This is a genomic window from Neobacillus sp. SM06 (assembly GCF_050496765.1).
GTDB lineage: Bacteria > Bacillota > Bacilli > Bacillales > Cytobacillaceae > JAEVLT01.
Genome location: NZ_JBNWEO010000015.1, coordinates 208,451 through 227,555 on the forward strand (window position 1 = coordinate 208,451; position 19,105 = coordinate 227,555).

25 protein-coding genes are annotated in these 19,105 nt (G+C 39.5%); 15 read left to right on the plus strand and 10 right to left on the minus strand.

Annotated features, from left to right (window positions below; genetic code table 11):
• Nucleotides 1-56: 56 nt before the first annotated feature.
• A complete protein-coding gene (locus ACQYAD_RS10585) occupies nt 57-191 on the minus strand; it encodes a hypothetical protein (protein WP_430237991.1) in 135 nt (44 codons plus the stop codon).
• Nucleotides 192-359: 168 nt separating this feature from the next.
• Between ACQYAD_RS10585 and deoD the strand changes: the two genes are divergently transcribed.
• The 5 genes from deoD to ACQYAD_RS10610 all read left to right on the plus strand — a co-directional run bounded on the left by deoD (nt 360) and on the right by ACQYAD_RS10610 (nt 5,116).
• Nucleotides 360-1,061, plus strand: coding sequence for a purine-nucleoside phosphorylase (deoD, locus tag ACQYAD_RS10590; protein ID WP_430237993.1), 702 nt, complete (start codon nt 360-362; stop codon nt 1,059-1,061).
• A 155-nt stretch (nt 1,062-1,216) separates the two neighbouring features.
• Nucleotides 1,217-2,068, plus strand: coding sequence for a M15 family metallopeptidase (locus ACQYAD_RS10595; protein WP_430237995.1), 852 nt, complete (start codon nt 1,217-1,219; stop codon nt 2,066-2,068).
• Nucleotides 2,069-2,154: 86 nt separating this feature from the next.
• Entirely contained in the window at nt 2,155-3,660 is a 1,506-nt protein-coding gene (locus tag ACQYAD_RS10600) for a S41 family peptidase (RefSeq protein ID WP_430237998.1), read from the plus strand.
• A 137-nt stretch (nt 3,661-3,797) separates the two neighbouring features.
• Nucleotides 3,798-4,181, plus strand: a complete 384-nt coding sequence (locus ACQYAD_RS10605) for a hypothetical protein (RefSeq protein ID WP_430238001.1) — start codon at nt 3,798-3,800, stop codon at nt 4,179-4,181.
• Nucleotides 4,182-4,291: 110 nt separating this feature from the next.
• Nucleotides 4,292-5,116, plus strand: a complete 825-nt coding sequence (locus ACQYAD_RS10610) for a hypothetical protein (protein WP_430238003.1) — start codon at nt 4,292-4,294, stop codon at nt 5,114-5,116.
• Between the two features lie 86 nt (nt 5,117-5,202).
• Here the strand turns inward: ACQYAD_RS10610 and ACQYAD_RS10615 are convergent, their stop codons facing one another.
• Nucleotides 5,203-5,451 (minus strand): DNA alkylation repair protein, encoded by a 249-nt coding sequence (locus tag ACQYAD_RS10615; protein ID WP_430238006.1) that lies wholly within the window; start codon nt 5,449-5,451, stop codon nt 5,203-5,205.
• Nucleotides 5,452-5,548: 97 nt separating this feature from the next.
• On the opposite strand from ACQYAD_RS10615, the gene ACQYAD_RS10620 reads away from it, so the two are divergent.
• Complete coding sequence (locus tag ACQYAD_RS10620) at nt 5,549-5,839, plus strand: hypothetical protein (RefSeq protein ID WP_430238008.1); 291 nt, start codon at nt 5,549-5,551, stop codon at nt 5,837-5,839.
• Nucleotides 5,840-5,959: 120 nt separating this feature from the next.
• Here the strand turns inward: ACQYAD_RS10620 and ACQYAD_RS10625 are convergent, their stop codons facing one another.
• The 5 genes from ACQYAD_RS10625 to ACQYAD_RS10645 all read right to left on the minus strand — a co-directional run bounded on the left by ACQYAD_RS10625 (nt 5,960) and on the right by ACQYAD_RS10645 (nt 7,888).
• Nucleotides 5,960-6,274 carry a hypothetical protein gene (locus ACQYAD_RS10625; RefSeq protein ID WP_430238011.1) on the minus strand — a complete coding sequence of 105 codons (315 nt, stop codon included), beginning with the start codon at nt 6,272-6,274 and terminating at the stop codon, nt 5,960-5,962.
• Between the two features lie 68 nt (nt 6,275-6,342).
• A complete protein-coding gene (locus ACQYAD_RS10630; protein WP_430238013.1) occupies nt 6,343-6,816 on the minus strand; it encodes an Hsp20/alpha crystallin family protein in 474 nt (157 codons plus the stop codon).
• 77 nt (nt 6,817-6,893) lie between these two features.
• The gene (locus ACQYAD_RS10635; RefSeq protein WP_430238015.1) at nt 6,894-7,364 is read right to left on the minus strand and encodes an Hsp20/alpha crystallin family protein; all 471 of its coding nucleotides are present in this window, start codon (nt 7,362-7,364) and stop codon (nt 6,894-6,896) included.
• A 23-nt stretch (nt 7,365-7,387) separates the two neighbouring features.
• Entirely contained in the window at nt 7,388-7,630 is a 243-nt protein-coding gene (locus tag ACQYAD_RS10640) for a spore germination protein (protein ID WP_430238018.1), read from the minus strand.
• A gap of 15 nt (nt 7,631-7,645) precedes the next feature.
• On the minus strand, nt 7,646-7,888 hold the full coding sequence (locus ACQYAD_RS10645) for a spore germination protein (RefSeq protein ID WP_430238021.1): 243 nt from the start codon (nt 7,886-7,888) through the stop codon (nt 7,646-7,648).
• 175 nt (nt 7,889-8,063) lie between these two features.
• Here ACQYAD_RS10645 and ACQYAD_RS10650 point away from each other — a divergent pair, with 175 nt between their 5' ends.
• On the plus strand, nt 8,064-8,834 hold the full coding sequence (locus ACQYAD_RS10650) for an SDR family oxidoreductase (RefSeq protein WP_430238024.1): 771 nt from the start codon (nt 8,064-8,066) through the stop codon (nt 8,832-8,834).
• Between the two features lie 129 nt (nt 8,835-8,963).
• Complete coding sequence (locus tag ACQYAD_RS10655; protein WP_430238027.1) at nt 8,964-9,122, plus strand: hypothetical protein; 159 nt, start codon at nt 8,964-8,966, stop codon at nt 9,120-9,122.
• Nucleotides 9,123-9,172: 50 nt separating this feature from the next.
• On the opposite strand, the gene ACQYAD_RS10660 is transcribed toward ACQYAD_RS10655, so the two are convergent.
• Together ACQYAD_RS10660 and ACQYAD_RS10665 are read right to left on the minus strand one after the other, a co-directional pair.
• Complete coding sequence (locus ACQYAD_RS10660) at nt 9,173-9,733, minus strand: GNAT family N-acetyltransferase (protein WP_430238030.1); 561 nt, start codon at nt 9,731-9,733, stop codon at nt 9,173-9,175.
• Nucleotides 9,734-10,015: 282 nt separating this feature from the next.
• Nucleotides 10,016-11,143, minus strand: a complete 1,128-nt coding sequence (locus ACQYAD_RS10665; protein ID WP_430238033.1) for an amidohydrolase — start codon at nt 11,141-11,143, stop codon at nt 10,016-10,018.
• A gap of 159 nt (nt 11,144-11,302) precedes the next feature.
• On the opposite strand from ACQYAD_RS10665, the gene ACQYAD_RS10670 reads away from it, so the two are divergent.
• From ACQYAD_RS10670 to dapF, 4 genes are all read left to right on the plus strand, one after another.
• Nucleotides 11,303-11,623, plus strand: coding sequence for a DUF4870 domain-containing protein (locus tag ACQYAD_RS10670; protein WP_430238036.1), 321 nt, complete (start codon nt 11,303-11,305; stop codon nt 11,621-11,623).
• A gap of 166 nt (nt 11,624-11,789) precedes the next feature.
• On the plus strand, nt 11,790-12,572 hold the full coding sequence (locus ACQYAD_RS10675; RefSeq protein ID WP_430238037.1) for a hypothetical protein: 783 nt from the start codon (nt 11,790-11,792) through the stop codon (nt 12,570-12,572).
• A gap of 122 nt (nt 12,573-12,694) precedes the next feature.
• The gene (locus tag ACQYAD_RS10680) at nt 12,695-13,951 is read left to right on the plus strand and encodes an EAL and HDOD domain-containing protein (RefSeq protein WP_430238784.1); all 1,257 of its coding nucleotides are present in this window, start codon (nt 12,695-12,697) and stop codon (nt 13,949-13,951) included.
• Between the two features lie 72 nt (nt 13,952-14,023).
• Complete coding sequence (dapF, locus tag ACQYAD_RS10685) at nt 14,024-15,007, plus strand: diaminopimelate epimerase (protein ID WP_430238039.1); 984 nt, start codon at nt 14,024-14,026, stop codon at nt 15,005-15,007.
• Nucleotides 15,008-15,015: 8 nt separating this feature from the next.
• Here the strand turns inward: dapF and ACQYAD_RS10690 are convergent, their stop codons facing one another.
• Complete coding sequence (locus ACQYAD_RS10690) at nt 15,016-16,848, minus strand: DNA ligase D (RefSeq protein ID WP_430238041.1); 1,833 nt, start codon at nt 16,846-16,848, stop codon at nt 15,016-15,018.
• Between the two features lie 140 nt (nt 16,849-16,988).
• Between ACQYAD_RS10690 and ACQYAD_RS10695 the strand changes: the two genes are divergently transcribed.
• The 3 genes from ACQYAD_RS10695 to ACQYAD_RS10705 all read left to right on the plus strand — a co-directional run bounded on the left by ACQYAD_RS10695 (nt 16,989) and on the right by ACQYAD_RS10705 (nt 19,024).
• Entirely contained in the window at nt 16,989-17,819 is an 831-nt protein-coding gene (locus ACQYAD_RS10695) for a Ku protein (RefSeq protein WP_430238042.1), read from the plus strand.
• Between the two features lie 130 nt (nt 17,820-17,949).
• Entirely contained in the window at nt 17,950-18,606 is a 657-nt protein-coding gene (locus ACQYAD_RS10700; protein ID WP_430238043.1) for a phosphatase PAP2 family protein, read from the plus strand.
• A 214-nt stretch (nt 18,607-18,820) separates the two neighbouring features.
• Nucleotides 18,821-19,024 carry a cold-shock protein gene (locus tag ACQYAD_RS10705; protein ID WP_430238044.1) on the plus strand — a complete coding sequence of 68 codons (204 nt, stop codon included), beginning with the start codon at nt 18,821-18,823 and terminating at the stop codon, nt 19,022-19,024.
• Nucleotides 19,025-19,105: the final 81 nt, after the last annotated feature.

The window sequence follows — 19,105 nt, forward strand, 5'->3', positions numbered from 1 at the left end:
TTTTATGAGCAAACAAGCCCTGCCGGAAAAGACTAGGCAGGGCTGTTTTCATGTTTCTAATGGTTATTTTTTCGCCCACCGGTAGCTGTCACATCTTTTGCGTGAGCTTCATGTTCTGCGACGATCTGTTCGGCAGGGATATGATTGTTTTTCTTTGGAGAATTAATTCGGTTTCGATGCTTTTTACCCATCGATTACTTCCTCCTTTTCGGAAAGATTGAACAAATCCTTACCTACTACCTAGCTTCCCTAAAACACGGAAAGGATATGCGGCCATTAGAAGGTTTTTTCTTGGCAATCATTATGATATAGTGGAGGGGCAAAACCAATTTTTCTTTCAATCGAAATAGGAGGAATTCATGAGTATACATATTGCAGCAAAAGAAAATGAAATTGCCGAAATTGTATTATTGCCAGGTGATCCACTTCGTGCAAAATATATTGCCGAAACATTTTTGGACAATGCCACATGTTACAACGAAGTTCGGAATATGTTCGGCTACACGGGAACCTATAAAGGGAAAAAAGTATCCGTGCAGGGAACGGGGATGGGTGTTCCGTCTATTTCCATTTACGTGAATGAACTGATCCAAAGTTATAATGTCCAAACGCTTATCCGCGTAGGTACTTGCGGTGCCATCCAGAAAGATGTAAAGGTACGTGACGTCATCCTCGCGATGTCAGCATCGACGGACTCTCAAATGAATCGTTTGACATTCAATGGAATTGATTATGCCCCGACAGCTGATTTCGAGTTATTAAAGAAGGCATATGACGCAGGTACTGAAAAAGGCTTGCACGTAAAGGTAGGCAATGTCTTTACGGCAGATATGTTTTACAATGACAATGCCCAATTGGAAAAATGGGCTCAGTATCAAATCCTTGCATTGGAAATGGAAACGGCTGCCCTGTACACATTAGCGGCTAAATTTGGCCGCAAAGCGCTTTCAGTTCTAACAGTTAGTGATCATGTTTTAACAGGGGAAGAAACAACTGCAGAAGAAAGACAGTTAACGTTTAATGAGATGATCGATGTCGCGCTCGAAAGTATCGTGAAATAAGTATTTCAAAATGACTCTTCCTAAAAAGGAAGGGTTTTCTATTTGTCAGCAAAAAATTCACCACGAAGCTAAATCCATAATTTTTCTCGCTAGCTTTCCTATCGTTTGATGGTAAAATAGGAGAGTGCGTAAAGAAATGAAATTAGGTGAAAGAAATGAAATTAAAAAATCTATTGATTGTGATCGGAAGTATTGTTTTCGCTGCAGGCTGCAGCAATCTTGAAGCAAGTGTTTTTAAACCAAATCAAGCAAAGCAGCAAGCGGAAACTGCCGAAAAAACAACTCAAAATGATCCTGGGAAGACGAAGAATCCGGGGGGGGAAATTCCTCAAAAAGCCAATACAAATGCATCGCAAGACGAACTGGCTCTTCCAGCCATGTATTTTAATTCAATCAAGCAAGTAGATGGTAAAAACCAAATTCAAAACCCGACAAATCCATTGGTTTTAGTAAACAAAGATTACGCTTTACCAGATCAATATGTTCCCGGTGATCTTGTTCGACCCAATGTGGCTTTCTCGTTCGGCGATCAAAAATTGGAACAAAGTTTAATGAGAAAAGATGCGGCCCAAGCACTTGAAAACATGTTTGCTGAAGCAAAAAAAGCAGGGGTTGAGCTTTTTGCAGTGTCAGGTTACCGCTCATTTAACCGCCAAAAAACCCTCTTCGATGCAGAAGTCAAAAAGGTTGGACAGCAAAAAGCGGAACAGGCGGTCGCAGTTCCCGGTACAAGTGAACACCAATCCGGTCTGGCAATGGATATTGCCGGCAGATCCACCAATTTTTATTTAACGGAAGATTTTACAAACACAGTGGAAGGCAAATGGCTTGCGGAAAATGCTTATCGATTTGGCTTTATCCTGCGTTACCCAAAAGGAAAAGAAGCGATCACCCATTATGAATTTGAACCATGGCACTTCCGTTATGTCGGTGTAAAAGCCGCAACGATAATCGATAAGCATCAATGGACATTAGAGGAGTATTTTCAAGAGGTAAAAAAAATCTAATCGCTATCGTTTTAGCTTTTTTTGTTCATTCATTGAAAAAGATGGTATTCTAATCAATAAGGATTTTTATTCTTGAGTCATGGCTAATGAAAGTGGTGAAAGTGTTGGACGAACATAAGCTTGAAAAAAATCAGCAAGGCACTGAACAAGAGGAGCAGGCTCCCGCAGGCAAATCGGGGTTCATTCGCATGAAGAAATTTCACTTTATCATGCTGCTCTTTCTAGCTGTTTTCTTATCTGCCGGTATTACCACCTTTGCTCTTGCTTTTGGAAAAGATAAGGTCGTAACAGTCGGCAAAGATCGGACAGAATTTGAAAAGTTCTATACCGCGTTTGATACATTAAAAAACGGCTATTACCAGAAGGTAGACGATAAAAAATTAATTAATGGCGCCATTAATGGAATGGTCGATTCTCTCGGGGATCCTTACTCGGATTATATGAGCAACGATCAGGCGAAAAATTTTAAAAACATGATTTCTTCCTCTTTTGAAGGAATTGGCGCCGAAATTCAAGAGAAAGATGGCCATATTGTCATTGTATCGCCAATAAAAGGGTCTCCTGCAGAAAAAGCGGGTCTAAAACCCAATGACATTATCGTAGCCGTTAACGGAAAAAGTTTGCAAGGAATGAATTCAAGTCAGGCCGTTACATTGATTCGCGGGAAAAAGGGGACGAAAGTGGAACTGACGATCCAGCGACCAGGAACAGAAGCACCGGTAAAAGTCCCAATCGTGCGCGATGAAATTCCGATTCAAACCGTTTATGGCGATATGGTAGGAGACGGTATTGCAAAAGTTCAAATCACAAGTTTTTCAAGCAATACATCAAAAGAGCTTGTAAAAACATTGAATGATCTTCAGAAAAAAGGGATGAAGGGTCTTGTGCTGGATCTCCGGCAAAACCCGGGGGGACTTCTTGATCAAGCAATCGATATTTCCAGCCTGTTTGTCCCAAAAGGGAAAGTGCTATTAAAAGTAGAGGATCGCAATGGAAAAATAAAAGAGTATACGTCACAAAATGATGGAACGCCTACGATGCCATTAGTCGTTTTAATCGATAAAGGCAGCGCCAGTGCCTCCGAAATTTTATCAGCGGCTGTAAAAGAATCCGCCGGTGTTCCGCTTGTGGGCGAAAAATCGTTTGGCAAAGGAACAGTACAGACAGCACAAGATTTTTCGGATGGTTCCAATCTGAAGTTTACAATGGCAAAATGGCTAACGCCAAATGGCAATTGGATTCACAAAAAAGGAATTATGCCTGATTTTCCAGTGGCACTTCCGGACTATGCATCCTTGCCGATTATGAATCCGGACAAAGAGCAAAAATTGTCGGATTCATCAGCAGATGTAAAAACAGCCCAAAAGATGCTAAAGGCTTTAGGATATGACCCAGGCCGGGATGATGGCTTTTTTGACGCAAAAACGCAAACCGCATTGATCGCCTTCCAAAAAGCGCAAAATTTACCTGCAGATGGCGTATTAAAAGGCGAGACAACCCTAAAGCTTATGGAGATGCTTCGAGACAAAATTCAAAAAAATGACACCCAGCTTCAAAAAGCAATTGAAGTTTTAAAAACAAGAATGAAATAGGTGAAAGGGCCTGAAGTTTCCAGATCGTATGGAAATTACAGGCCTTTTTGTCTCGTTTAAAAGCCGATGGTTTGAATAGGCAATGGAAATCCTATAAAATGGACAGACAGATTGAATTGATTTTATGGGGTGATAGGTTGAAACAAATCATTCAATTCGATAATCCATTGCGGGATAAAATTCACTTTTTTGAAATAAAACTTGAAAAAATTTGCGCTGACCTAAGACAAGCATATCAGGCAAAATTTGAGAAATCCGGGAAGCGTCTCGTTATTGAATTAATCCGCAACCAAAATAGGAAAAACGCTCACCAAATAGATGTTTTTGCAGACAAATACGAGTCATTTATTGAAATTGGGATCGAAATCGGAACGGAATACTACCCAAACGGATATATCCCTATTTGGAAGGTAAAAACTGAATGGTTTCAAAAAATAGGATATTTATCAAACCACAGTGAAGTGGAAATCCAACACATGATCCATTCGATGGTTGTGGAAATGCTCGAGGATCAAATTTAACAAAGTGAACAGCAATTCGCTTCACCCATTTCGGGATCCATTTCAGTGAATGATTATGTGTAATTCAGGTAACGCTTTAAATAGCTCATGTCCTGAAATGGGGGATTCCAATGAGAAAAGCAGCATTTTTTCTATTGCTCATTCTTTTATTTCTCAAAAGCAGCAATGCTGCCAGTGCGGAAACCGTTCAATTGAAAATTGAAATGCTTCCGTGGACAGAAGTGAATCACCTGCTGCCGAAATATTCTAAATTTGATGTTCTTGATGTTGAATCCGGGAAAAGGTTTCACGTTCAACGCAGGGCAGGAAGCAATCATGCTGATGTGCAGCCGCTTACTGCAAAAGACACCAGGATCATGAAGCAAATCTATAACGGAAAATGGAGCTGGAAACGGCGGGCTATTTATGTCATTTACCATGATCAATGGATTGCCGCTTCCATGCACGGAATGCTGCATGGTGCAGGTGCACTGAAAAATAATTTTCCCGGTCATTTTTGCATCCATTTTTATGGAAGCAAAACCCATCGAACCAAATCGATGGATTTAGCGCATATGTTGATGATTTTTAAAGCTGCCGGGGTGCTCGATGGATATTTAAACAAGGCAGATCCGTATGAGGCAGTACGGGCCTATATAGCCGGTATTAAGCAGCAAGATAAGCGAATTGTATCCGGTCTGTCATTGCAAACTTTTGCTTGGGATAAAATTCTTTCGCAGATTGATACGATAAAAATAGCGAGATTGCCTTTATTGCCGCCAGAAGATTTAACGGAAGAAATCAATCTAGAGATCCCGATTGAGCTTGATTTAGTGCAACAAAAAAAGGGGCGGCAGCAATTTAAGGGAACGCTCCGTTTGTTGAGATTCTCACCCATTGAGCGTTGGAAAATAGACTCCTCGGATTTTTTCCGGCAACTTGATGTGCAGCTCTGATTTCATTGAGGAAAATTAAACTCAATGAAGATGGAAACACCTCTTACTAAAGTAAAACGACACGGTAAGAGGTGTTTTTTTGAAGATTAAATTGTTTTTTCTCCGAATTTAATGAAAGTTCGTTCATCTTCGATTAGGCCACAGGCGGCGCATTGCACTTTCAGTTCAGGTCCGTTATAAGAAAGGTGAAATGGCGCAAGCTCTCCTTCCGTATATTCATTAACTACCATTCCCGTGTGCGGATCCAGTTTCACAGCCTTCGGGACTTGATGTATAATGTTAAAACGGCTGCGGTTCGTTTTGCAGTTAGGGCATCGATAAGGTGAATTTGACAATGCGTTCCAACTCCTTTAGGTCTATATTTACTTTTATTTTTTGCATAAGCTCTGCAAATATGTAACAATGCAAATGAGAATGAAAACGGAGTGAAGAATGTTGAATAAAGGGATCTCGGATTATGATTTTTTAGTGCAGGAATATCAAAAATTGTGGAAAAATCGCAGCCTCATCGGGGTGGAAAAGAATAGTGAATCGATTTTAAAACAATCGATTACAAAAGAGCTTCTTGACGAGTATTCCCATCCAAGAGTAAGAAAAAACAAGTATGAAAAATTTTATTTGTCGATAAAGAAAATTTTGGCCGCTCCAATTATACCAGAAGCGAAGCTGGAGCTGATCCGGTTATATGATGAACAAATGGAGAGACTAAGTAAGGAAGAATAGGTTTGTAGAACAAAATTGCTCGGGAATCGCCAGTCAAAACAAAACGAACACTTCATTTTGAATAAATGGTATGAACGAAAACCACTAAAAGAGGCAGCCGATTTAAGACTGTCTCTTTCATCACGTCTCTTCTTTTTTCGCGCGAATTTGCACTTTTGCTTTCTGGTTGATTTTTTCTTCCGCGGCTTTGGCGATGTCACCTTCAAAGCTTGTGCCAATATTTAATTTTCCAGATAGATCTTTTATGCCAAGCTGTCCAAAATTATTGGCATAATCGAGCTTTTCAATTACCACTTTGTCAATCTGTATGTTTTCAATATGAATTGTTGGCGGTTCTTCCTTCTTTTCAGGTGTTGTTTGTTTTTTCGGAGTGCTCTCTGTTTGTTTTTCTTTTAAAAAGGTTTCCATCTTGGATACTTTTTTCTCTAGATCCATTAGTCTCCTGACAACCCTATCGTCTTTTTTAAAAAAGCGATTGAAGAATCGCATAGCACGCCACGCCTCTAATCGGATGAGGATTCAAATGAAATTGGAATAGCTTCCATATCTTCGGCTTTAACCGGCATGGAAATCACTAAAACGCCATCGGCCACTTCATTTGTGCACTGGTCGGGAAGAATTGGAAAGGGGAGCGTTAGCTCTTTTTTAAACTTACGGTTTACTCTTTCTTTTAAATAGTATTTGCCGTTAGCTTGCAGTGCCTTTAGCTCCCCGGTAATAACTACCGTCTGCTCGTTAACGGCAACTTGGATATCATGCCTTTTTAACCCGGGTATTTCAATTTCAGCAATCAAAAAACCATCTGTCTCAAACAAATCGCATTTGGGCGCATATTCTTGCGGAAGGGAAAACGGATTTACCATCTGACCCATTTCATTTTTTTCTGCTGTTTTATCAGTAAAAATCTGATTCCAAAAACCTTGAGCCTGGTATTGCTGGGCGAGATCAAGCCACTGTTTTAATTTATCAATTTCCATAAAATCACCCCATAAGATGATGGCTACTTCCATCATATTTTTGAGTTAGAAAAAAATGCAAAAAAAATCGACGCTGGTTAAATTTCAGTCACGTCTATTTGGGAAAATTGCATATCGATGTTTTTCGGTATACGTACTTCAAGAATTCCATCCCGATAATTAGCTGCCGCCCCTTTTTTCCTAACGATTGCCGGCAGGGTGATTGAATGTTTATCCTCATAATTAGGAATGTGTTCGACAAGCAGTTTATTGGATGTATGGTAAATGGCCATTTGCTTTAACCATTCTTCATTTTTAATTGGAATCCGCACAAAAACAAAATCATGGGTTTCAAATGTGGTCGATTGAAGCGCATCCTGGCTTTGCTGGGATCCAATTGGTGATTGAAATTGATTGAGCATGTCTTGAGGATTCATCATTCCTCTCATCGTTCCTGGGATCATTTTTTCCATAATATCTTGAACGTACTTGTCGATTTCCTCCGGTTTCATTTGTTGGAGCATATTTTTGGAGTCTTTATTAAATGGGAATATATTCCATGGAAACATGTTGATTCATCCTTTCAGCCAAGTTAAAATTGGTTTGAAATAGGTGCAGAAGGGTTCGCAATTTGGTCCTGGTCACTGACGTCAAAATCGCCTACTCCATTTGCTGAGAAGGAGCCGTTTGGAGACAGATCGCCAAAGGCCATATTGGTGCCAACCCATTTGGAGTTTGCGGTATGGCTGTTATGGACGGCTGGGCCAAAGGCCATATTGGCATTGTTGTTGAGTGCGTTCGTTTTTATATTAAAAATATTGATTTGAAAAGGCATTTCATTTCAGTCCTTTTACATTTGATTTGAAAGGACGTTTGCCGGATTTGCGATGTCGCCCATATCGTTTACGTCCGGATCAATAAAAACATTTTCCATTGCTGCTGTTGGTGGAGCAAAATCACCGTAGGATGCATTGTGACCCTGGGACTTAGAATTGGCGGTAGGGGCGTTATGAAGGGCTTCACCAATATTTATAGACCCGTTATTCGAAACACTGTTGACTTTTAAACTGAAGATATTGATTACAGTCTGCATCCTGTCACTTCCTTTTGTCGGTCTTATCCCATATTATGCAGATAAACGCCCATTCGTTATTAAAACTTATCGGCAACCTTTTGAATTGGCAAATAAATATTTGCAAATCTTGAAAATTCTTTTTACCATAGAAGAGAATGATCGAACAAAATTGGGTATTGCGAGGTTATCGTTTGTGAAGGAAAAAATTGCACTGATTACCGGCGGATCGGCCGGGATTGGGAAACGAACAGCTTACTATTTAGCCAAACAAGGATACCAGCTAGCAATCAACTACAGGCAAAGTGAATCAGAAGCTTCTTCCTTGGCAAAGCATTTGACAGATACATACGGAACGAAAAATGACTGTTTTCAAGCGGACATTGCGAATGAAAAAGAGTGCATCCGAATGGTTGAACAGGTACTTTCTGTTTTTTCCTCCATTGATATCTTGATACATAACGCAGGTCCATATATTCATCAGCCGAAAAAAATGACTGAATACACTTTTGAAGAATGGAATTACTTAATGAACGGAAATCTGGCATCCGCTTTTTTCTTAGCAAAACTGATTATTCCTCATATGCGGGAAAAAAAGTGGGGTAGGGTTATAACGTTCGGTTTTGACCGGGTTGAGACGGCTCCAGGCTGGATTTATCGTTCTGCTTTTGCAGCTGCAAAAACAGGTTTAGCCTCGCTGACAAGAACGATCGCCCTTGAAGAAGCTGAAAATGGAATCACGGCCAATATGGTTTGCCCTGGTGATATTACAAAAGAATGGAAGGAAAAGAACATAGCTGATGCAGTCATTTTTGATCAGCAAACGCCTGTTGGCAGACCTGGAACAGGAGAAGATGTTGCGCGCGTGATTGCTTTTCTTGCTGATGAGCAATCCAGCTTTATAACAGGAAGCATCATTCCAGTTACAGGTGGGGTTGATGTTCTCAGCAAGCGAATGAAAATCTGATCATTGCCCAATAGATGGACATGTTCACTAAAAAGTCAAAAATTGCAATGAAACAGTTCGAATTACCTGAATAAAAAACTTCTTTTCGTTGATAATAGGAGGTAATCATCAACGAAAAGGGGTAATGAGATGAATTTTAAATTAAATCGAATTAATCCAAATCAAACACAAGTTTTTTTCGATGATGGAAGGTTTGAAACATTGACAGACGAAGAACTTGATGAACTTATGCTTTATATGGGATTGAGTGAAGCCAATGAGGGGATCAATATGAATCTCATTGAATAAAATCAGTAAAAAAAGACTAAATCGGCTGATTTAGTCTTTTTGCGTATTCTTTATGCTTCTAACCGATCGCTTTCGATTGGGCTATTGGCAGCTGTTCGCATGATGTGGAGTGTGTACTGGTCTTTGGAAATTTCGTACAAATCGTATACATCTCCTTTTGCATTAAGCTGTTCATAAATGGACTTTCTTGTCTCATTGGCTTTGACGACAAAAGGAAGTTTTTCAGCAGCTTTAATCGAGCGTATATTTTCTTTTTTGATTCGCATAAAGATGGTTTCAATGCCTAATTCAAAAAACAGTTCATTGAAAAACACTTCTTTTGCCGGGCTGTTATATCCTTTGCCATGGTAGGGCTTGCCGAGCCATGTTCCTAAAAAGCCAGCATGATTTTCAATATCGTATAAATTGATTGTTCCGATCGGCGATCCCCATTCATCTAAAATTGTTCGTGAAATTAACTCGCCGCGCTCTTCTGCTTCCATTGTTTGCTTTGTCATAAACAAAAATTCTTCATACGATGCTGCCTTTTGGCGCACAAAAGGGAAGACATCCGGATGCGTGATGAGTTCATATAAAATGTGACAATCTTGCAAATCACGTTTTTTCAGCACGATAATCCCTCCGATAAAGGGCATTCTGCTCCATACTAAAGAAGCAGCCCACCCTCGAAATTTTTTGTAAAGTATCCTAAAAAATTTCGGGGTGGGAATCGAACCCACTAGAACCAGTTCCCTGGTGGCGCACCATTTGCCTTCCCTATATGATTTTTGTCGGTAGTATAGAAACAGTAAACCTCCTAAGGCTAACTAAAAGAATCATACAAGAAAAACAATGAAAAAGATAGAGATTTTCGTTTAATTTTTTGTAAATATTATTGTAAATTTTTATCAAAATTATGTTTGTGAAAAAACAATTTCACCGCCAATCATTGTCCAAATCGGCTTGGCTAAATAATGAAACGGATGGTGACTCCATAACACCAAATCGGCATCTTTTCCAACTTCAATGCTGCCGAGTTTTTGGTCAATTTTTAAGTTTCTTGCCGGAAGAATGGTAATTCCCTCTAATGCTTTTTGTTCGGACAGACCTTCACGTACAGCAATCCCCGCACAAATGTTCAAATATTGAATCGGTGTATACGGGTGGTCTGTTGTAATTGACACTTCCACACCCCTGCTTGATAACTCATGATACGTTTTCCAAGTTTTATTTTTTAATTCAACTTTTGACCGGCGCGTGAACGTTGGTCCCACAGAAACTTTTAATCCACGTCCAGAAAGTTCATCAGCGATTAGATGACCTTCTGTGCAATGTTCAATCCGCAAATCGAGATTAAACTCATCAGCAAATCTTGTTGCCGTGATAATATCATCTGCACGATGTGCGTGAATACGAACGGGAATTTCCCTCTTTAATGCCATTAATATAGGTGCCATTCGCAAATCCTCCGGCTTATCGGTATGCATCGCATCATAAAAGGCTTCACGCAGCATCCCCATAATCCCCATCCGCGTGATTGAATCATTTTTGCCATTGCTGTGGATCCGCTTTGGGTTTTCCCCTAAAGCGATTTTCAGACCGGCAATCTCACGCACAATCATTTTTTTAATATTTTTTCCGGCAGTTTTAATTACCGACGTTGTTCCGCCGATGACATTGGCGCTTCCAGGCATAATGTGCACCGTCGTAATACCGCTTTTGATAGCATCTGAAAATGCTGTATCAAATGGATACACTCCATCGATCGCCCGGATATGCGGGGTCAGCGCTTCTGCTGTTTCATTTGCATCATTGCCCGCCCATCCTGTTCCTTCATCGTAAAGTCCAAGGTGGGTATGCACATCAATAAACCCGGGAAGGAGAAAATATTCGCCGCAATCAATCATTTTCACATTCGTACCCGTTGCAATTTTCTCACCAATTTTAATGATTTTTCCATTTTCAATTAAAACATCTGCGCGCCGCACCGGTTCAGATGTAATCGGATAAATGGTTGCATTTTTTAATAATGTCTTTGTCATAGTCAGCCTTTCCTTACGTTTAATGGTTGCAATATCCTTATTTTACAAAAAAAGCTTCTTTAAGGAAAATAACAAAATTGAAATGAACGAATCAATGAAACTTTTCGAGGCGGCAGCGTAACATTATAGTAGATGAATCAAGAAAGTGGGGGAAGGAACATGCCGAACAATGAAGAAAGGTTGCTGGCAGCAGCAATGTATGCAATCAGTTTTTTTGCACCGATCCTGGGACCGCTTGTCATTTGGCTATTGAAACGAGAGGAGTCTTCATTCATTGATTATCATGGAAGAGAGTATTTTAACTTTATGATTTCTTACTTTATTTATACGCTGATCAGCGGATTTTTGACCATTATCCTAATTGGATTTATCGGCTTGTGGCTTCTTGGTATTCTTGCCGCAGTTTTTACAATTATTGCTGCTATTAAAGCATATGAAGGATACATGTACCAAATTCCGTGGATTATTCGATTTTTTTAACCCATAAAATGAGTAAATGAAATAGAACCGAAGGATTAACCATCGATCGAAATAAAAAGAGGCCAAGCATTCCGCCTCTTTTTTCTATTCTTTTCGAATTTTAGATTCATTTTTCGGTAGGGATTTTAATAAATTGTATAGAAGAATAAAATGAGGAGTTTTCAATATGAACATCGACCGTTATTATCGGAATGCAGCAAAGATTAATTTAAACGGGAGTCTCGCTGCTTTAATTCCCGCATTGGCAATTGTTATTGGTAACATCCTTATTTTTAAACAGAATGAACTTATGCTTCTTGCCATACCATTTGTCATCTACAGCATTCTACTATTTCAATTGTATTTAAGGTGGTATAAGCAATCGATCGCTGTTCATCGAGAACTGTTAAAGACCAAAAAAAGAGATTGCTCATTTGACGAGACCGACCATTTTCTGATCTTCTTTCAAAATACCCAACGGCCGCGTCTGTTTCTTTTTTTTCCTAATGGAAGCCTGGCAGGAACCATTCAGGCAGAAAGAGGCAGAAAATACGGATTATTCGGTTCGGAACAACTGTATACAATACTGGACGCAAAAAATGAAAAGCTTGGATTTTATCAAATCAGCAAAAATCATCTTGTTATTCATGTTTATGACGAAGAGGAAAAATACATTGGCAGCTTCGAAAAAAAAGTTGAAAGAAATCAGCTAAAAAAAGAAGTCGTCGACTCGACCGGCAGAGTAGTGGGTACAGTGGAAGGCTCTCAAATTTTTATGGACGAGCATTTATTGAATATGCGAAATGATTCGATTGGGCGGCTTCGTCGCGGCTGGATGCCGCTGGAATGGGCTGATCTGTTCCCGGATCCAAATACCCCTGTTTTTACGCTGTCAAACCGCATGTCAATGAATGAAAAGCTACTGCAGTTTACCATTCTAGTAAACGAATATTTTATCCAAAGACACTAGAAAATCGAATCTTAAATAAATTCTGTTAATTGTAAAAAAACAGGTTGAAAACGATTTACAATTTTTAAACATTTTTGCATAATTAGAGGAGAGATTATTTTAGGTATGGGATAGATTGGGTGATGTGGATGGAGGTCTTCGTAGCGAAGCAACCGATTTTTACGTTAAATGAAAGGGTTTACGCATATGAAATACTATATCGAAATAATGGGGAAAACCACTTTCCAGACATAGACGGGGATGATGCCACAGCTGATGTCATCATTAATAGTTTTTTAAATATTGGTATTGACGAGCTGTCGAATGGAAAGCCATGCTTTATTAATTTTACCGAAAAATTATTAAAACGGAAGCTGCCGACAATGTTCAAACCCAAGGAAATTGTTGTTGAAATTTTGGAAAATGTGGAGCCTAGTCTTGAACTTTTGGAAGTTTGCCAGGAATTAAAAGCAATGGGATATACGATTGCATTAGATGATTTTGTGATGAACGAAAAAAATCCATTTTTTTATGCACTGATCCGATATGTGGATATAATCAAAGTCGATTTTAGACAGTCGTCCAGTTTGGAAAGAAGAAACATTGAAAAATTAGCAAAAAGCGCTGGCATTCAGCTGCTAGCCGAAAAAATTGAAACAAGAGAAGAATATAAACAGGCTTGTCTGGCCGGATATCACTATTTTCAAGGGTATTTTTTCGCTGAGCCTGTACTTGTTTCTTCAAAGGTTGTGCCAACGTATTTTTATACATATTATGAAATAATGCGGCATTTATCAGGAAGTGAGCCAAATCCAAAAATCATCAGTAAGTTGATTGAGCAGGATTTATCTTTGTCCTATAAATTGCTGAAATTAATCAATTCGCCTGGATTAAGACCAAAGCAGAAAATCAAGTCAATTCACCAGGCTGTTATTTTGCTTGGCTTTACTGAGATGAAGAAATGGATCTCTATTTTATCGGTACGGGAGACAATTGAAAAAAGAAATGATGCTGTTAAGGAGATGATTGCACTAGCGCTTGTCAGAGCCAAGTGCTGTGAGCTTCTATCGCCATTTCATAAAAAGGATGTTCCAGCTGCTTCGTATTTTATTACCGGTTTGTACTCTTTAATGGACGCACTTTTAAAGCTGCCGATGGAAAAAATCGTAAGCGAGCTGCCTCTTGATGATCGTATTTGTGACGCATTAACTGGAAAGCAAAATGAACTGAAGGATATTTTGGACATAGCGATAGTAGTGGAAAAAGGGGACTGGCAAAAGCTCTCTGCTGCTTGTCTGCATTTTGAAATAAAGGAAACCGATGTACTGGCTTCCTATCAAAAAGCGTTAAATTGGTCGAATCAGATTCTGCGTGTTGAGACAGACCCGGTTGAATTGTAACTACCACATTGGTTGTTCAAGCAACAACTATTTGATAAAATTAGGATCATGTTTTTTTTGGAGGTTTTTTTCGTGCAAATTGACGTTTTAAAATGTCACGGGTCAGGCAATGACTTTTTGTTAATTGATGAATTAACGAACCGTTATTCATTTACAGAACAGGAGAGAGCCGGGCTTGCCCGGCTGCTCTGCAATCGGGAATCGGATCTTGGCGCAGATGGAATTTTGTATATCATGGACAGCAGTCATGCCGATGGCAGAATGAGAATTTTTAATGCGGATGGTTCCGAAGCGTCGATGTGCGGGAATGGGCTTCGCCTTGTTGCCAGATATATATGTGAAATGAAACAGAAAAAAGAAGCAATCATCGAAACAATGAAAGCTGATTTAAAGGTCAGCAAACAGGAAGAAATTTTTCCCGATGTTGCAACATACCAGGTGGAAATTTCTCCGGTTTCGTTTAAGCTGTCCGATTTACCGCTGCAGCTTCCGCAGGAATCTTTGCGCAATGAAACAATTCCAGAACTGACAGAAGAAGTTGCTTTTACGGCACTAGCTGTTCCAAATCCGCATATTGTTGCCATAGTAGAGAAAGCGCAGCTTGATTCCAATCTGCAAAAAGATTTAAGCCAAATCGTAAATGGGCCGAACAAATGGTTTCCTGACGGTGTGAATGTCAGCTTTGTGAATTGGCTCAAGCCGGGACATATTTATGTCCGTACATTCGAGCGCGGTGTTGGGTTTACGAATGCATGCGGCACTGCAATGTCCGCTTCATCACTTGTCACCTGTTTAAATGATTTAAATGATTTTGAAAAGCCCATAAATGTATACAACAATGGCGGAAAAGTGCAATGTGTTGTTCATCAAAATGACAACAAATACTGGATTGACTTGATTGGCAATGCAACATATGTTTATCAGGCTGTGGTTGAAGTTGATCTTGCAAAGCAATCTTTCGTTGTCTCCAGTCAAACGAAATTTACGGAACAAAAAGCGTATGAAAAGTTACAAGCGGAAGTGCAAACATTTTTAAATACGGAAATGAAAGGATAAGGGCGGCCTTATCCTTTTGTTTTTAAAAACTCAAGGACGGGGTCAAATGGCTGGGTTGCTTTTACGGCAAAATAGTCTTGGAAAGGGTTTAATTTCTTTTGTATCCGTTCTAAAATCGCTCTCATTGTAAACATTTCCGGCTTTAGGCGTTGGCTGATTTCATCCCAAAACAATGGTGTTGCTGCCCCGGCAAACTCGTTGCCTCGTAACGAATAAGGTGCCACAATCGTTTTTCCTGCCCCATGTTGAACATAGTCGACATACAGCCGTTTGCCCCTGTTTTTCTTTAGCCGTTCGATTGTAAACGATTCAGGATCGCGGGAAACGAGATAGTCAGCGATAAAGCTGGTGAACTTTCGTGTGTCCTCATATGAATAAGTGTTATCCGGCAGTGGAAGATAAATTTGCAATCCTTTGTTTCCCGAAGTCTTCACAAATGCCTTAATGTTCAATTGCTCTAGGACGGTATTGATTTCCAATGCCGCTTTAACTGCAAGGTGAAAATGGTCTTTTGTGGGTGGATCCAAATCAAAGACGATTTCGCTTGGCCCTGAATTTTTGATTGTCTGAAAGGGTATATGGAATTCGATCGCCAATTGATTGCCAAGCCATGCAAGTGTCTCGATATTATTGCACAAAATGTAATTGATGTTTTCATGAGTCTGAGTTTGAATATAATCAGGTGCATAATCCGGGCAATTTTTCTGATAAAATGGTTCTCCGTCCATTCCGTGAGGATACCGAATAACAGTCAACAACCGGTCTTTTAAAAAGGGAAGCATATACGACGAGACGACTTGCAGATAATCAAGGTAGTCCCGTTTGTAAATCCCGAGACTGCGCCAAAGAGGTTTTTCAGGGTGAGTGAATTCAAGTGAAATCGTTGGACTACGCTGCTGTGCTTGAAATCGCTCAAATGTACAATCCTCCGGTTTAACATCGAAGCGAAAACGGTGGAAATGCGGTTCACGCAATTCTTTTTCATAAACCTCTAAATATTTTATCTCTAGGCAAATGGCAGGATGAACAAAAATAACGTGCTGATCCTCCTTCTGTTTGTTTTCGAGAATGATTTGCTTTAATGCTTGTTTTTCTTCCGGTTTAAATCCAAACAATACTTGGCCGATGCGAAAAATATCTTGATGGTGATACACAGATACTTCAAAATAGTCGTTTTTCTTATCATAAGCTGTTACAAAGCATGTGACATACTTCCAATTTTTGTATTTAAGCCATTGATTCGATCGTTTTCCTTCCTCCCAAATGCTTTCTTTTTGTTTGCAAACGATGCCTTCACCGTCATGGGAAACAACTTTTCTCCATACTGTTTGAAAATCAGATGAAGCCTCGACAAGCTGAAGCAGCTGGTTGTTATCCAAGCTGACAGCGGTTTGCAGCCCGGCTTCATTGAACAAGTCGTTCAGCCGCTCTTTTCGCTTGATGTATGGGATTTTTTTAAAAGAAGTTCCGTTTATTTTCAAAAGGTCAAAAACGAGAAATCGGCATGGCTTGCTGCTTGCGAGCGAGCGGATTTTTTGCTCTGATTTCATTCTTCCGCGCATTTGGATTGCTGCAAAATTGGCTTTGTATTCATTTTCCAGCAAGACAAGTTCTCCATCCAACTCAAGTGGGAAAAAGGGGCGGAACCTTGATTCATTTGAGCGAAAATAGTCATTAAGCTCCGGAAAAAGCCCGAGCAATGATTTTTCATTTCTGCTATTGAAATCGAGGTGGTCTTCATCCCATGTTAAAATGGCGCGAAAACCATCGTATTTTACTTCATAAAACCAATTGGGTCTTTCCGGCACAGTAAAACTCAGAGTAGGGAGCATTGGCTTCATCCGACTTGTATCCTTTCCTTTCCTTTTCATTTCATTTAGTTTTCGTAACGAATGTTCAATTCATTCGGTTTTCCAAATCTTTCAATGGCATGCCATTGGGATGAAGGCAAATACTAAAAGAAAAAAGGATGGATAAAAGAATGCATACAATGTGGAAAGGCAGCATCAGCTTTGGACTTGTCAATATTCCAATCAAACTCCATGCAGCAACAGAAGATAAAGATATAAAATTGCGCAACTTGCACAATAAATGTCATACCCCAATTAAATATGAAAAAATTTGCCCTGTTTGTGAACAAGAAGTCGCCAATGAAGACATTGTCAAAGCCTATGAATACACAAAAGGGAAATTTGTTGTCCTGGACGAAGAAGATTTGGAAAAACTGCGGAAAGAAAAGGAAGAAAAAGCAGTAGAGATCATTGATTTTGTAAGAATGGAACAAATCGATCCGATTTATTATGATAGAAGTTACTATATGTCGCCAAGTGAGGGTGGAAACAAAGCATACTCACTGCTTCGCAAAGCCTTGGAAGAATCGCAAAAAGTTGGAATTGCCAAAATAGTGATTCGTTCCAAAGAACAACTTGCCATTATCCGTGTTTTTGAAAATACCCTTGTAATGGAAACCATTCATTACCCGGATGAAGTGAGGAAAGCAGCAGACGTTCCGAGTATACCGGCAGGGGAGAATGTGACGAAAAAAGAGCTGGATACAGCCATCTTACTTATCGACCAATTAACGACAGATTTTCAACCGGATAAATATCAAGATGATTACCGAACAGCATTGTTGGAATTGATTGAGGCAAAGCGATCGGGAAAAGAAACCGTTGTACCAACAGTCAAAGAAACGGCTTCAAATGTTACCGATTTAATGGCTGCCCTTCAGGCATCAATCGACCGGACAAAACCAAAAAAACAAGCTGCACCGAAAAGGAAAACAGCAAGCCGTGTAAAAAAGCAAGCGTAGTCAAATATAGCAGCGGATATCATAAAAAGGAAACGATTTTGGTTCAAAAAAGAAAAGAACTGATTTGTGATCAAATCATTCTTTTCTTTTTTTGCCTTAAATGCAATACTATTGAATTGGAGGTGTTTGCATGGAAAAAAATGCAGCGAAACAAAATCTGCTTTTTCTTTTATATGTTTTTTTAATTTTTTGCTTTTTCATTATATCTTTTATCCTGATAGCGAATGAGATGAGTAGGAATAAACTTGCAGCCTTTGATAACCAAGTTATCGGAGCAGTCCAGTCCCAAATTTCGCCTGTGCTGACAGATGTCATGTTGACATTTACGTTTTTGGGATCGGTAAAATGGTTAACTTTTGCCGTACTCGCAGGGACACTTTTTCTTTTTATTAAGAGGAAGTGGTCTCTTGGAATCTTTTTTGTTCTATCAAGTGGTGTCGGTTCATTATTCAATGTGCTATTAAAAAATATTTTTAAACGTCAGCGCCCGGACCTTCACCGGCTTATTACCGAAACTAGTTATAGCTTTCCAAGCGGACATTCAATGGGATCCTTTATTTTTTATGGGGCGATCGCCTATATCATACTCCATTATGCCCGCAAAAAGAGTGCGAAAACATTTGGGATTGTTTTAATGGCGCTCTTTATTCTGTTTATCGGCATTAGCAGGATTTATTTAGGGGTTCACTATCCCAGTGATGTTGTTGGCGGCTATACCGCTGGTGGAGCCTGGCTGTCAATCTGCATCATAGGTTTTCGCTATTATGAACATCGTAGAAAATTGTAGAAAAAATTGCTTGAGAAAACTATCGCTTTTTGGTAAGATATATTTTTGATTTTTAATCAGAAATACGCTATAATAAAAGAGCAAGAGATGTTCGTCTATATTTAGGATGTAGTCGTATCTGCACGAATTTGTGGGCGATATTGATTCCACAACACAAGTGCGGGTGCGATTTTTTCTTTGGGAATGTCAGTTAAAACATGTGGAGGTGGCCAATTTGGCATTTGGCAGAAGAAATGAAGAGGAAATCAAGTTGGAGGAAACAAAAATTTGGAAATGCAATTCTGATCAATGCAAGTGCTGGGTTCGCGATAATTTTAAAAGCAGCGAAGTGCCCCTCTGTCCAATCTGCAAAAGCGAAATGACTTTAACTACAAGAGAGCTACCGGTTATTGCAAACTATAGTAAAAATTTCATGTGATCAATAAAACAAAAGACAGGGATTCCCTGTCTTTTGTTTGCTAATCAGAATTTATAATCCATAAATTCTGATTAGCACGAA

Coding starts and splice junctions, on each gene's coding strand:
- ACQYAD_RS10585 (WP_430237991.1), bottom strand. CDS start 191: ATGGGTAAAAAGCATCGAAACCGAATTAATTCTCCAAAGAAAAACAAT.
- deoD (WP_430237993.1), top strand. CDS start 360: ATGAGTATACATATTGCAGCAAAAGAAAATGAAATTGCCGAAATTGTA.
- ACQYAD_RS10595 (WP_430237995.1), top strand. CDS start 1,217: ATGAAATTAAAAAATCTATTGATTGTGATCGGAAGTATTGTTTTCGCT.
- ACQYAD_RS10600 (WP_430237998.1), top strand. CDS start 2,155: ATGAAAGTGGTGAAAGTGTTGGACGAACATAAGCTTGAAAAAAATCAG.
- ACQYAD_RS10610 (WP_430238003.1), top strand. CDS start 4,292: ATGAGAAAAGCAGCATTTTTTCTATTGCTCATTCTTTTATTTCTCAAA.
- ACQYAD_RS10620 (WP_430238008.1), top strand. CDS start 5,549: ATGTTGAATAAAGGGATCTCGGATTATGATTTTTTAGTGCAGGAATAT.
- ACQYAD_RS10625 (WP_430238011.1), bottom strand. CDS start 6,274: ATGGATCTAGAGAAAAAAGTATCCAAGATGGAAACCTTTTTAAAAGAA.
- ACQYAD_RS10630 (WP_430238013.1), bottom strand. CDS start 6,816: ATGGAAATTGATAAATTAAAACAGTGGCTTGATCTCGCCCAGCAATAC.
- ACQYAD_RS10635 (WP_430238015.1), bottom strand. CDS start 7,364: ATGTTTCCATGGAATATATTCCCATTTAATAAAGACTCCAAAAATATG.
- ACQYAD_RS10640 (WP_430238018.1), bottom strand. CDS start 7,630: ATGCCTTTTCAAATCAATATTTTTAATATAAAAACGAACGCACTCAAC.
- ACQYAD_RS10645 (WP_430238021.1), bottom strand. CDS start 7,888: ATGCAGACTGTAATCAATATCTTCAGTTTAAAAGTCAACAGTGTTTCG.
- ACQYAD_RS10655 (WP_430238027.1), top strand. CDS start 8,964: ATGAATTTTAAATTAAATCGAATTAATCCAAATCAAACACAAGTTTTT.
- ACQYAD_RS10665 (WP_430238033.1), bottom strand. CDS start 11,143: ATGACAAAGACATTATTAAAAAATGCAACCATTTATCCGATTACATCT.
- ACQYAD_RS10670 (WP_430238036.1), top strand. CDS start 11,303: ATGCCGAACAATGAAGAAAGGTTGCTGGCAGCAGCAATGTATGCAATC.
- ACQYAD_RS10675 (WP_430238037.1), top strand. CDS start 11,790: ATGAACATCGACCGTTATTATCGGAATGCAGCAAAGATTAATTTAAAC.
- ACQYAD_RS10680 (WP_430238784.1), top strand. CDS start 12,695: ATGTGGATGGAGGTCTTCGTAGCGAAGCAACCGATTTTTACGTTAAAT.
- ACQYAD_RS10690 (WP_430238041.1), bottom strand. CDS start 16,848: ATGAAGCCAATGCTCCCTACTCTGAGTTTTACTGTGCCGGAAAGACCC.
- ACQYAD_RS10695 (WP_430238042.1), top strand. CDS start 16,989: ATGCATACAATGTGGAAAGGCAGCATCAGCTTTGGACTTGTCAATATT.
- ACQYAD_RS10700 (WP_430238043.1), top strand. CDS start 17,950: ATGGAAAAAAATGCAGCGAAACAAAATCTGCTTTTTCTTTTATATGTT.